The organism is Kitasatospora sp. NPDC047058, from assembly GCF_040643935.1.
GTDB lineage: Bacteria > Actinomycetota > Actinomycetes > Streptomycetales > Streptomycetaceae > Kitasatospora.
The window spans coordinates 1-12,084 of sequence record NZ_JBEYVJ010000218.1 but is presented as its reverse complement, the minus strand read 5'-3'; the positions used below and the strand labels follow the sequence as shown (position 1 = coordinate 12,084).

General features: G+C 74.6%; 9 protein-coding genes and 1 pseudogene. 6 read left to right on the top strand and 4 right to left on the bottom strand.

Annotated features, from left to right (window positions below):
* Positions 1–225 precede the first annotated feature (225 nt).
* Positions 226–2,058 carry an asparagine synthase (glutamine-hydrolyzing) gene (gene asnB, locus ABZ885_RS26475; protein ID WP_360193448.1) on the top strand — a complete coding sequence of 611 codons (1,833 nt, stop codon included), beginning with the start codon at positions 226–228 and terminating at the stop codon, positions 2,056–2,058.
* Between the two features lie 219 nt (positions 2,059–2,277).
* Entirely contained in the window at positions 2,278–2,964 is a 687-nt protein-coding gene (locus tag ABZ885_RS26470) for a YoaK family protein (RefSeq protein ID WP_360193445.1), read from the top strand.
* 23 nt (positions 2,965–2,987) lie between these two features.
* Here ABZ885_RS26470 and ABZ885_RS26465 read toward each other — a convergent pair whose 3' ends face one another.
* Entirely contained in the window at positions 2,988–3,671 is a 684-nt protein-coding gene (locus ABZ885_RS26465) for a hypothetical protein (RefSeq protein ID WP_360193442.1), read from the bottom strand.
* A 463-nt stretch (positions 3,672–4,134) separates the two neighbouring features.
* Here ABZ885_RS26465 and ABZ885_RS26460 point away from each other — a divergent pair, with 463 nt between their 5' ends.
* Genes ABZ885_RS26460 through ABZ885_RS26450 form a run of 3 tightly spaced genes read left to right on the top strand, consistent with a single transcriptional unit; the run spans position 4,135 to position 7,594 of the window.
* Positions 4,135–4,659, top strand: coding sequence for a PadR family transcriptional regulator (locus ABZ885_RS26460; protein ID WP_360193439.1), 525 nt, complete (start codon positions 4,135–4,137; stop codon positions 4,657–4,659).
* A complete protein-coding gene (locus ABZ885_RS26455) occupies positions 4,656–5,366 on the top strand; it encodes an ABC transporter ATP-binding protein (protein WP_360193437.1) in 711 nt (236 codons plus the stop codon). Before ABZ885_RS26460 ends, ABZ885_RS26455 begins: the two co-directional genes overlap by 4 nt.
* Positions 5,363–7,594, top strand: coding sequence for an FtsX-like permease family protein (locus tag ABZ885_RS26450; protein ID WP_360193434.1), 2,232 nt, complete (start codon positions 5,363–5,365; stop codon positions 7,592–7,594). The genes ABZ885_RS26455 and ABZ885_RS26450 overlap by 4 nt, the downstream gene beginning before the upstream one ends.
* Positions 7,595–7,676: 82 nt before the next feature.
* Here ABZ885_RS26450 and ABZ885_RS26445 read toward each other — a convergent pair whose 3' ends face one another.
* Together ABZ885_RS26445 and ABZ885_RS26440 are read right to left on the bottom strand one after the other, a co-directional pair.
* On the bottom strand, positions 7,677–8,132 hold the full coding sequence (locus tag ABZ885_RS26445) for an NUDIX domain-containing protein (protein WP_360193431.1): 456 nt from the start codon (positions 8,130–8,132) through the stop codon (positions 7,677–7,679).
* A gap of 21 nt (positions 8,133–8,153) precedes the next feature.
* Complete coding sequence (locus ABZ885_RS26440; protein ID WP_360193451.1) at positions 8,154–9,653, bottom strand: SDR family NAD(P)-dependent oxidoreductase; 1,500 nt, start codon at positions 9,651–9,653, stop codon at positions 8,154–8,156.
* A 315-nt stretch (positions 9,654–9,968) separates the two neighbouring features.
* On the opposite strand from ABZ885_RS26440, the gene ABZ885_RS26435 reads away from it, so the two are divergent.
* Positions 9,969–11,408: a GuaB1 family IMP dehydrogenase-related protein gene (locus ABZ885_RS26435; RefSeq protein ID WP_360193428.1), complete on the top strand. Its 1,440-nt coding sequence runs from the start codon at positions 9,969–9,971 to the stop codon at positions 11,406–11,408.
* A gap of 581 nt (positions 11,409–11,989) precedes the next feature.
* On the opposite strand, the pseudogene ABZ885_RS26430 reads toward ABZ885_RS26435, so the two are convergent.
* Positions 11,990–12,084, bottom strand: a pseudogene (locus ABZ885_RS26430) (3-hydroxybutyryl-CoA dehydrogenase); the annotation flags it as partial.

Sequence of the window (12,084 nt, the reverse complement as noted above, 5' to 3'; positions counted from 1 at the left end):
CCCCGCAGTAGTTCGGGTCCTTGATGTCCAGCCAGACCAGCCCCAGCCGGCGCCCGGGCCCGCCGCTCCGCCGCACCTCAATGCCCCAGCGCCGCCCCCGTGGCCGGAAATGTGTCCGAATCGGTGGAACCCCGCGCCCCCGCCGCCCGACTGGTGAACCGGGCGCCGACGGCCGTCCGCCCCGACCGACCGTTCCGAACCCTCCCGCCCAAGGAGTCCACGCGCATGTGCGGAATCACCGGCTGGGCGTCCTTCCACCAGGACGTCCGCCACAGCGCCCCCGTCATCGAGGCGATGACGGCGACCATGGCCCTGCGCGGGCCCGACGCCGGCGGGGTCTGGCTCGGGGCCCACGCGGCGCTCGGCCACCGCCGCCTCGCCGTGATCGACATCGAGGGCGGCGCGCAGCCCATGGCCGACCGCCGCGACGAGCCGGGCGTCGTGCTGACCTACAGCGGCGAGGTCTACAACCACCACCAGCTGCGCGCCGAACTCCGCGCCCGTGGGCACCGGTTCGAGACCCGCAGCGACACCGAGGTGGTGCTCCGCGCCTACCAGGAGTGGGGTGACGCCCTGGTCGACCGGCTGGAGGGCATGTACGCCTTCGCGATCTGGGACGAGCGCGCCGAGCGCCTGCTGCTGGTCCGCGACCGGCTCGGCGTCAAGCCGCTGTTCTGGGCCGAGGTCGACGGCGGCCTGGCCTTCGGCTCCGAGCCCAAGGCCCTGTTCGCCCACCCCGAACTGACCCCGACCGTCGACGCCGACGGCCTGCGCGAGGCCTACAGCCTGCTCTTCAACACCGGCCCCACCGTCTGGGCGGGCGTCCGCGAGGTCCACCCCGGCGGCCTGCTCGTCCTCGACCGGAGCGGCATCCGCGAGCGCCGGTACTGGGAGCTGACGGCCCGCCCGCACACCGACGACCTCGCCGCCACCACCGAGCGCGTCCGCTCCCTGGTCAACCGCGCCGCCCGCGCCCAGCTGGAGGCGGACGTCCCGCTCTGCAGCCTGCTCTCCGGCGGCCTCGACTCCACCGTCGTGACCGCCCTGGTCGCCGACGAACTCCGGCTCCAGGAGGGCCCGCAGGCCAAGCTGCGCTCCTACGCCGTCGACTACAGCGACCAGGCCGAGCAGTTCACCGGCGACGTGCTGCGCACCGGCCACGACACCCCGTACGCCGCCGAGGCCGGCGCCTTCATCGGCAGCGACCACTCCACCGTCGTCCTCGACCCGCGCTCCCTGCTCGACCTCGAACACCGCCGGGCCGTCGTCGTCTCCCGGGACTCGCCGATCGGCGTCGGCGACATGGACACCTCGCTGTACCTGCTGTTCGGCGAGATCCGCAAGCACTCCACCGTCGCCCTCTCCGGCGAGGCCGCGGACGAGGTGTTCGGCGGCTACCCGTGGTTCCACAACCCCAAGGCGCTCGCCGCGCAGACCTTCCCCTGGCTGCTCGTGACCGGCGACGAGGCCGCCATGCCGATCAACCCCGACCTCGCCGCCCACCTGCGGATCGGCGAGTTCCGGGACGACACCTACCGCGGCGCGCTCGCCGCCGTCCCGCACCTGGACGACGAGACCCCCGCCGAGCACCGGCAGCGCGAGATGCAGCACCTCTCGCTCACCCGCTGGCTGCGCCAGCTGCTGCACCGCAAGGACCGCCTCTCCATGGCCCAGGGCCTGGAGGTGCGCGTGCCGTACTGCGACCACCGGCTGGTCGAGTACGCCTTCAACGCCCCCTGGGCGATGAAGAGCCACGACGGACGCGAGAAGAGCCTGCTGCGCTCCACCGGGCAGGGCATCGCCCCCGAGTCGGTGCTCTGGCGGCCGAAGAACCACTACCCGGCCACCCACCACGCCGACTACAACGGCGGGCTCCAGCAGCTCGCCCGCGAGGCCCTGGACGCGCCGCACGTGCGTGACATCGCCGACGAGACGGTGATCAAGGCCGGCCTGGACACCCCGCCCGACCAGCTGGAGTGGGGCCACCGGCTCCGCCTGGAGCGGGTCGTCGACCTCGCCCTCTGGCTCGACCACCACCGTCCGGCGCTGGCCGTCTGACGGTCCGCCCGGGAGTCACCCGTCCCGCCCCGGCCTGCGTTCCGGGGCGGGACGGGGCGTTTCGGGGCGCTTCACGGCGGGGGGCTTCAGGGCGGGTCATGGCGCTTCACGGCGGACCACGACCCGGCGGGCCGGACGGGCCGCCGCGCAAGGGCGGCGTACAACGGACGGAGCGCCGGAGAGCCGCACGGCCGGGCGCCCGACCGGAGGAGGACAGGCTTGAGGACCGACCCCCGCCACGGCCCGCTGGTACTGCTGCTGCTGGTGCTCACCGTCGTCACCGGCCTGGTCGACGCGGTGAGCTACCTCGCGCTCGGTCACGTCTTCGTCGCCAACATGACCGGGAACGTGGTCTTCCTCGGCTTCGCGCTGGCGGGCGCGCCCGGCCTCTCCGCGCGGGCCTCGCTCACCGCCCTGGCCGCCTTCCTGCTCGGCGCGCTGGCCGGCGGCCGGCTGCGCGAGCTGCTGCCCGGCCTCCGGGGGCGGCTGCTCTTCGTCTCCGCCGCCGGGGAGGCCGTGCTGCTGGCCGGTTGCACCCTGCTCGCCGCGCTGGCCGGACACACCGCCGATGCGGTCCGCTACCCGCTGATCGTCATGCTCGGCTTCTCGACGGGCCTGCAGAACGCCGTGGTCCGCCACCTGAAGGTCCCGGACCTCACCACCACCGTGCTCACGATGACCATCACCGCCCTCGCCGCCGACCGGGCCGGCGCCCGCCGGCTCGCCGCGGCCGTCTGGATGCTGGGCGGCGCCCTGCTCGGCGCCGTGCTGGTCCTGCACGTCGGCGTCCCCGCCGCGCTGGCCCTCGCGCTGTTCCTGCTCTCCGGCGTGGCCGCGGTCACCCGCCGCGCCTCCGCCGCCGACCCCGCCCCGCCCTGGACGGCCCCGGCCGACGCCTCCTCCTGAGCCCGTTGCCGGACCGGCCGCGCTCAGGGGCCGTCCGGGCTGCTGGCGGCGCGGCCGGTCCACTCCGGTTCCCGGCGCGCCCAGTCCGCCGCCCAGGCGAGCCCGGCCCGGCGGTCGAGGGTGCGCAGGCGCAGGGCGAGGGCGCCGCCGACGGCGGTGCAGAGGACGGCGAATCCGGCCAGGCCGGCGCAGACCGCGTCGGCGGCCAGGCCGACCCCGTCGATCGGGGGATCGGCGGGCGTTCCGGCGTGGTCCACCCAGAGGGTGACGACGGCTCCGACGGCGGTGGTGTGGCGGACGTCGATCGTGCCGGTGCGCGGCGACCCGTCGGGGGCGGTCCAGGCGGCCTCGGCGGGGATGATGCTCTGGTGCTCACCGGCCTGGCGGCCGTCCGGGGTGGCGGTGGGCCGGTCGATGCTCCGTACGACGGCGTCGACGGGCTGCAGGCGGGCGCGTTCGGCGGCGGCGTCCCGGGCGGTGGCCCGGTGGACGAGCAGAGCACCACCGGCCGCGGCCGCCAGGGCGAGTAACACGCCCAGTCCGGCCGCGACCCAGGCCCGGCTCCGGGACCGGTCCAGCGGCCGGACCAGCGGCTCACCGGCCGCCCGCGCCCCGCGGGGTGACCGGGGTGCGAGGGCCTGCCGCAGGTGCAGGCCGATCCGCCGCGGCCGTGACGCGGACCGGGACGGGCGCGGGATGCTGGGCACGACACGGGCTCCTCGGGTGCACGGTCGACGGTTGCGCGGGCCCGGCCGGCCCGGCCGGCGGGTTCCGGCACCACGTTCCCCCCGTCCCCGCCCCGTCCACAACTCCCGCACATTCTAGGGCCCCTGGTGTGCACGCCCGCACGGCCGTCGGGCGGCGGCGGGAGGACCGGGACGTTCGGCCCTCGGCGGGGGAGGGGCCGGCCGGGCAGACTGGGGGCAGCCGCGCCCGCCACGTCCCGGGCGCGGCGGGCCGGCCTGCTGTGGGGGCTTGCCGGACCGTGGTGCGGAGCGGGGGCGGACTTGGGTCCCGCCCCCGCCCACACCTGCCCGGCCCCAGGGCCACGCCTGCCGAGTACCCGTCAGCTCCCCTGGTTCCCAGGCATCGACGCCACTCCTCCCCAGGTCGGAGCCGTATTCTCGCCAGCTATACACTCGGAGTATACGTCTGGTGTATGTTCCTCCCATGAGTGTTCCTTTGACCCTTCTCGGGCTGCTGGAGCGAGAGCCGAGCCACGGCTACGACCTCAAGCGCGACTACGACGCCTTCTTCGGGCGGGGCAAGCCCCTGCCGTACGGTCAGGTCTACGCGACGCTCGGCCGGTTGGCGCGGGACGGCAAGGTGGTGGCCGGCGAGGCCGAGCCCGGCGACGGGCCCGAGCGCAAGCGCTACGTGATCACCGAGGCCGGCGTCACCGAGTTCGAGCACTGGCTGACCGAGCCGATCACGCCCGAACCCAACCTGCAGACCGTGCTGTTCACCAAGGTCGTGCTGGCCCTGATGCTCGGCCGCGACGCCGAGATCTACCTGAACACCCAGCGCGCCGCCCACCTGAAGCGGATGCGGGAACTGAACGACCTCCGCCGCGACGGCGAACTGGTCGACGCCCTCCTCGCCGACCACGGGCTCTTCCACCTGGAGGCCGACCTGCGCTGGATCGACCTCACCACCGCCCGCCTGGACGCGCTCGCCGAGGCGGTGCGCTCATGACCGCCCTGATCGAGGCCCGCGGCGTCTCCCTCGCCTTCGGCGAGACCCCCGCCCTGCGCGGTGCGAGCCTGTCCGTGGACGCCGGCGAGGTGCTGGCCATCATGGGCCCGAGCGGCTCCGGCAAGTCCACCCTGCTGCACTGCCTGGCCGGCATCCTCACCCCGGACTCCGGCGAGGTCCACTTCGACGGGCAGCGGATCGACGACCTGAACGAGGCCGGGCGCAGCGCCCTGCGCCGCGACCGGTTCGGCTTCGTCTTCCAGTTCGGCCAGCTCGTCCCCGAGTTGACCGCCGAGGAGAACGTGGCGCTGCCGTTACTCCTGAGCGGGACCAAACGGGCCGCCGCCCTCGCCGAGGCCCGGCCCTGGTTCGCCCGGCTCGGCCTGGACGGCATGGAGCAGCGCCGCTCCGGTGAGCTGTCGGGCGGTCAGGCGCAGCGCGTCGCCCTGGCCCGCGGCCTGGTGGCCCGCCCCCGGGTGCTGTTCGCCGACGAGCCGACCGGCGCCCTGGACTCGCTCACCGGCGAGCAGGTGATGGAGCTGATGGTGGCCTCCGCGCGCGAGCAGGGCACCACCGTCATCCTGGTCACCCACGAGCCGCGGGTCGCCTCCTACGCCGACCGCCAGGCGATGGTCCGCGACGGCAGGGCCACCGAGCTCGCACCGGCCCCCTCGGCCGGCGGCGCGGCGGAACGGATCGCCTCGTGATCCCCTTCGCGCTGCGCCTCGCCGTCAGCGGCGGACGGGAGGCGGTGTCCCGGCTGGTCATGATCGCCGGTGCCGTGGCGGTCGGCGTCGGTCTGCTGCTCTCCACGCTGGCGAGCATCAACGCCGTCGACAAGGCCAACGAGCGGGTGCTGTGGACCAACAGCGGTGCGGCGAGCCGCACCGAGACGGCACCGGTCGACCCGCTCTGGTGGTGGGACCACGGCGACAACTTCGACGGCAGGGAGATCTTCCGGGTCGACGTCGCCGCCACCGGCCCGACCGGGCCCGTCCCGCCGGGCCTCGACCGGCTGCCGGCGCCCGGCGAGTACTACGCCTCGCCCGCGCTCGCCGACCTGCTGCGCACGACCCCTGCGGTGGAGCTGGGCGACCGCTTCCCCGGCCGGATGGCCGGAGTCCTCGGCGACGAGGCGCTGCCCTCCCCGGACTCGCTGTACGTGATCGAGGGCCGCACCCCGGCGGAGATCGAGCACCTGCCCGGCGCGAGCAGGGTGACCACCATCGCCACCGCCCTGCCGCCCTCCTGCGAGCACGACGACTGCCCGGGGCTGGGCGTGCGCGGCGACGCCATGACGCTGATCCTCTCCGTGGTGGCCGGTGCGCTGATCTTCCCCGTGGTCATGTTCATCGGCACCGCGACCCGGCTCTCCGCCGCCACCCGCGAGCAGCGCTACGCCGCGATGCGGCTGGTCGGCGCCACGCCGCGGCAGGTCTCGGTGATCTCGGCGGTGGAGTCCACGGTGGCCGCGGCGGCGGGCACGGTGGCCGGTTTCGGCCTGTACCTGCTGCTGCGCCCGCTGGTGGCGACCGTTCCGTTCACCGGTGACCGGTTCTTCGTCGAGGACCTGACGCTCACTCCGCTCCAGGCGGCGGCCACCGCGCTGGGCGTCCCGGTGGCGGCGGCGGTCGCGGCCCGGCTGGCCCTGCGCCGGGTCACCATCTCGCCGCTGGGCGTCACCCGCCGGGTGACCCCGAAGCCGCCGGGCGTCTGGCGGCTGGCCCCGCTGCTGGGCGGCCTGGCCGAGTTGGGCTACTTCGTCAACCGGCGCCCGGAGACCACCAACGGGCAGACGGCGGCCTATCTGACCGGCTTCCTGGTGATCATGCTCGGCCTGGTGATCGCCGGCCCCTGGCTGACCATGGCGGCCGCCCGGGGCGTGGCCCGGCGCACCAGCAGGCCGGCCACCCTGATCGCCGTCCGCCGGCTCGCGGACGACCCGAAGGCGGGTTTCCGCTCCGTCGCCGGCCTCGTCCTCGCCCTCTTCGTCACCACGGCGACGGTCTGCATCATCGGCACCATCAACGACGCCCGGGGCGCGCTCAGCGGGGATCCGGAGACCCGGGTCGCGGTGGAGCAGAGCGGCCTGGTCGAGGGGCCGCCGATGACGGCCGCCGTGTCGGAGAAGCTGCTGGCGGACCTCCGGGCGGTGCCCGGCTTCCGCGGCCTGGCGGTGGGCCACGACAACCCGCGGGCGCTCGGCGCACTGCCCGGTGAGCGCCCCGGGTTCGCGCCGAACCTGGTGCTCTGCACCGACCTCGCCCAGGTCCCGGTGGTGGGCCGCTGCCCGGCCGGTGCGGGCGTGGCCGGCGTCCCGCCGTGGGGCTTCCTGAGCCTGCACTCCGCCTCCGGGACGGAGTGGCCGGCCGCGCCGGTCTCCGCGGAGGAGGTGGCCGGGCTGCCGGTGCGCAACCTCTACGTGACCACCGACGGCTCCACCGCGGCCATGGAGCAGACCCGGACGCTGCTCACCGCGGCGCACCCGGGGTTCCGGGCCCGGACGGTCGGCGACTGGGGCTCCTCCCAGCAGAAGGAGCTGGCGGGGTGGCGGCAGCTGGCCAACGTGGTGATGCTGACCACCCTGCCGATCGCCGGCTGCAGCCTGGCGGTGAGCGTGGTCGCGGGCCTGACCGACCGCAGGCGCCCGTTCGCGATGCTGCGGCTCACCGGTGCGCCGCTGCGCCTGCTGCAGCGGGTGGTCGGGCTGGAGAGCGCGCTGCCGCTGCTGGTGGTGGCGGCGATCGCGACCGGGACCGGCTTCGCGGCGTCCACGATGTTCCTCAAGTCGCAGATGAAGTACGACCTGGTGTCGCCGGGCGCGGTGTACTTCGCCCTGGTGGCGCTCGGCCTGGCGGCCTCGCTCGGCATCATCGCCTCGACGCTGCCGCTGCTGAAGCGGATCACCGGTCCGGAGGCGGCCCGCAACGGCTGACCCGCCCGCCCCCGCGCACCCCGGTCGTCCGGCACCCGCGCACCCTGTCCCCTACCGAGGCGGAGGACGGGGTGCGCGGGCGTCAGCCCGCGACGGGGTACGCGTGGGTCCCGCTGCGCCGGACGCCGGCGAGGGCCGGCAGCCAGCTGCCCAGCACCAGGGCGGACGGGTAGAACATCGGCCCGGGCAGCGCGTCCAGCGGGAACCGCTCCCAGCCGGCGCACGCGTGCGGCTCGGTGACCTCGGCGGCGGCCAGGCTCGGCGGGGCGAGCACGGCCGCGGTGAGCCGGGGGCGGCCGAGCTCGTGGTCGAGCAGGACGGCCAGCACCCGCATCTCCGCGGCCGGCAGCACGATGCCCGTCTCCTCGGCGAGTTCGCGCGCGGCGGCCTGTTCGAAGGACTCGCCCGGGTCGTCCACCTTGCCGCCGGGCAGGCTCCAGGTCGGCGGCTCTCCGGCGGTGATCCGGCGGCCGAGCAGGACCCGGCCGTCCCCGGTGGGGACGATCACGCCGGCGCCGAGCAGTGGTGCGGTGGTCAACTCAGTTCCTCCCAGGGGTGGTTACCAGGCGGCGCGGTCGAAGTCCTTGAGGAAGCAGCCGTACAGGTCCTCGCCGTGCTCGCCGCGGACGATCGGGTCGTAGACCCGGGCCGCGCCGTCGACCAGGTCGAGCGGGGCGTGGAAGCCCTCCTCGGCGAGCCGCATCTTGTCCGGGTGCGGCCGCTCGTCGGTGATCCAGCCGGTGTCGACGGCGGTCATCAGGATGCCGTCGGTCTCGAACATCTCCTGCGCGCTGGTGCGGGTGAGCATGTTCAGCGCGGCCTTGGCCATGTTGGTGTGCGGGTGGCCGGCGCCCTTGTAGCCGCGGGCGAAGACGCCCTCCATCGCGGAGACGTTGACCACGTACTTGCGGCGGGACGCCGAGGCGGCCATCGCCGGGCGGAGCCGGCTGATCAGGATGAACGGCGCGGTGGAGTTGCAGAGCTGCACCTCCAGCAGCTCGACCGGGCCGACCTCGTTGACGGTCTGCACCCAGCTGTTGGTGGGCGCGAGGTCCGGCACCAGGCCGCCGGCGTCGATGGCCGTGCCGGCCTCGATCCGGGCGGGCGTGGCGGAGCCGGTGACCAGGGCGAGCGAGGTGACGTCCTCGGCGGAGATCCGCTCGCCCTCGCCGCTCGCCTGGGCCGGCAGGGCGGGCAGGTCCACGCTGCCGCTGCCGAACCGGCCGATGGTGGTGGACTGCGGAAGCTCGCCGGCCGGCAGCGGCGCGCTCTCGGCGTTGACCAGCTCGCGGTAGGACTCCGGGGGCCGGCGCACGGTCTGCGCGGCGTTGTTGATCAGGATGTCCAGCGGGCCGTCCGCGGCGACCTCGTCGGCCAGCGCCATGACCTGGGCCGGGTCGCGCAGGTCGATCCCGACGATCTTCAGACGGTGGATCCACTCGGCGCTGTCCGGCATCGCCGTGAAGCGGCGGATCGCGTCGTTGGGGAAGCGCGTGGTGATGGTGGTGTGGGCGCCGTCGCGCAGCAGCATCAGCGCGATGTACATGCCGATCTTGGCCCGGCCGCCGGTGAGCAGCGCGCGCTTGCCGGTGAGGTCGGCGCGGGCGTCCCGGCGGGCGCGGTTCTTCACGGCGCAGGCCTGGCAGAGGTTGTGGTAGAACGCGTCCACCTCGACGTACCGCTGCTTGCAGGTGTAGCAGGAGCGGGGGCGCTCCAGGATGCCGGCGATCTCGGTGGTGGTGACGGTGGTCAGGCCGAAGGCGCCGGCCGTCTCGTCGTCGATCCGGGTGGGGGCGCCGGTCGCGGTCCGGGCGGTGACGGCCCGGTCGTTGGCGGTCTTCCGGGCCCGGGTCTCCTGGCGGCGGCGCTGCTTGAGCGTGCGGAATATGCCGCCGACCGCCTTGCGGACGGTGATCGCGTCCGGGTGGTCCACGTGCAGCTCGTCCAGTTCGGCGAGCACCTCCAGGCAGAGTCGCAGCCGCTCGGGGGCGAGGCCGGGACCGTAGTCGGTCTCCTCCTCGGTCACTCCGACGGCCCCGGTGCCGCTGTCCTGCTCGATGTCCACGCCCGCCGTCATGATGCCCGCTGCCGCTTTCCTGGATCGCCTCGCCGTTACCGCGTGAATGCTACGGGAGCGGCCCCGGCCGGGGCGAAAAGCAGTCTGCCGGTCGCCTGTTTGGAGGATCCTCCATGTCTACGCGCGGTGCATTGATCACGAGTTTGTGCACAGTGCCAGCAATCGTCCTCGAACTGGCTTTTGCCCCCACCGTCCCGGAGAATCGAACGTTGGGTGCAGGGCGCCCGAGTGCGCCCAGCGGCCTCCCCGCACCCGCACCCGAGGTGTACCTTCTCCCAGCCAGAGAGCCCTTTCTTCATGCGCTTCCTGAACGACCTCAAGCCCTCGTACGACCTCACGTACGACGACGTCTTCATGGTCCCCAGCCGCTCCGCCGTGGGCTCCCGGCAGGGTGTCGACCTCTCCTCGAACGACGGCACCGGCACCACCATCCCGCTCGTCGTCGCCAACATGACCGCGATCGCCGGCCGGCGGATGGCCGAGACCGTCGCCCGCCGCGGCGGCCTGGTCGCCATCCCGCAGGACATCCCCACCGAGGTGATCGCCGACGTCATCGGCTGGGTCAAGCAGCGCCACCTGGTCCACGACACCGCCATCACCCTCGACCCCGGCGCCACCGTCGCCGAGGCGCTCTCCCTGCTCCCCAAGCGGGCGCACGGCGCGCTGGTCGTGGTCGAGGACGGCAAGCCGGTCGGCGTCGTCACCGAGGGCGACTGCCAGGGCGTCGACCGCTTCACCAGCCTCGCCGACGTGATGTCGCGCGACCTGCTGCTGCTGGAGGAGGGCATCGACCCGCGCGCCGCCTTCGACAAGCTCAGCGAGGCCCACCGCAAGCTCGCCCCGGTGGTCGGCGCGGACGGCCGCCTGGTCGGCCTCCTGACCCGCAAGAACGCGCTGCGCGCCACCCTCTACACCCCCGCCGTCGACGACCGGGGCCGGCTGCGGATCGCCGCCACCGTCGGCATCAACGGCGACGTCGCCGGCAAGGCCAAGGCCCTGGTCGAGGCCGGCGCCGACGTGCTGGTGGTCGACACCGCGCACGGCCACCAGGAGTCCATGATCAGCGCGCTGCGCGCGGTGCGCGGCCTGGACCCGCAGGTCCCGGTCGTGGCCGGCAACGTGGTCTCCGCCGCCGGTGTCCGCGACCTGGTCGAGGCGGGCGCCGACATCCTCAAGGTCGGCGTCGGCCCCGGCGCGATGTGCACCACCCGGATGATGACCGGTGTCGGCCGCCCGCAGTTCTCCGCCGTCCTGGAGTGTGCCGCCGAGGCGCGCCGCCTCGGCAAGCACGTCTGGGCCGACGGCGGCGTCCGCCACCCGCGCGACGTCGCGATGGCGCTGGCCGCCGGCGCGTCCAACGTGATGATCGGCTCCTGGTTCGCCGGCACCTACGAGTCGCCCGGCGACCTGCAGACCGCCGCCGACGGCCGCCAGTACAAGGAGAGCTTCGGCATGGCCTCGGCGCGCGCGGTGAGCAACCGCACCGCCCAGGACTCCTCGTACGACCGGGCCCGCAAGGCGCTGTTCGAGGAGGGCATCTCGCACTCCCGGATGTTCATCGACCCGGCCCGCCCGGGCGTCGAGGACCTGATCGACTCGATCGTGGCCGGCGTGCGCAGCTCCTGCACCTACGCCGGTGCCTCCAGCCTGGAGGAGTTCCACGAGAAGGCCGTGGTCGGCGTCCAGAGCGCGGCCGGCTACGCCGAGGGCAAGCCGCTGCACTCCAGCTGGGCCTGACCGCCCTCAGCCGCGGCCGACGGGCCGGCCGGGCCGGGGCTTGGTCGCATTCCGTCATTGTGGCCTCCCCCGCCCCGGCGCCGCGGGACCGGCCCGGCCGGGCGTGCTGCGTGTTGCACCGGGCGTCGCCGGTCCGATGCCCGGGCCACGCCGTTTCCGTCCGGCCCCGGTGGGCAGCCGCGACCACCGGGACACAAGGGCGCAGACCGGCCGCCCCGACCGGCGGCCCCGCACCGCGAAGGGGTGCCACGATGACGGACCACGACGGCGAGCCTCTGCTCGCCCTCTACCTCAACGACCACCTGGCGGGCTCGTACGCGGGCGCCGCCCTGGCCCGCCGGATCGCCCGGGAGCACGCGGGCGGCCCGGCTGCGCCCGACCTGTGGCGGCTGGCGCGGGAGATCGCCGAGGACCGCGACGAACTCGTCGGCCTGATGCGGTCCCTCGGCGTACGGCCCCGGTGGCACCGGAGGCTGCTGGGTGCCGCCGCCGAGAAGGCCGGCCGGCTGAAGCTCAACGGACGGCTGGTCCGCCGGTCGCCGCTGAGTGACCTCCTGGAGGCCGAGGCGATGCGCTCGGGATCCGGCCTCGACCATGCGGGCGAGCAGCGGCGGGGGCGCGTACAGCGGCTCCTTGTACTCCTCGTACATCGACCGGGCGATCGCCTCGACGGTGT

Bases quoted from the DNA above. Each gene is read 5' to 3' on its own strand.
- ABZ885_RS26455 (WP_360193437.1), top strand. From the start codon at position 4,656: ATGACCGCCCTGATCGAGGCCCGCGGCGTCTCCCTCGCCTTCGGCGAG.
- asnB (WP_360193448.1), top strand. From the start codon at position 226: ATGTGCGGAATCACCGGCTGGGCGTCCTTCCACCAGGACGTCCGCCAC.
- ABZ885_RS26460 (WP_360193439.1), top strand. From the start codon at position 4,135: ATGAGTGTTCCTTTGACCCTTCTCGGGCTGCTGGAGCGAGAGCCGAGC.
- ABZ885_RS26435 (WP_360193428.1), top strand. From the start codon at position 9,969: ATGCGCTTCCTGAACGACCTCAAGCCCTCGTACGACCTCACGTACGAC.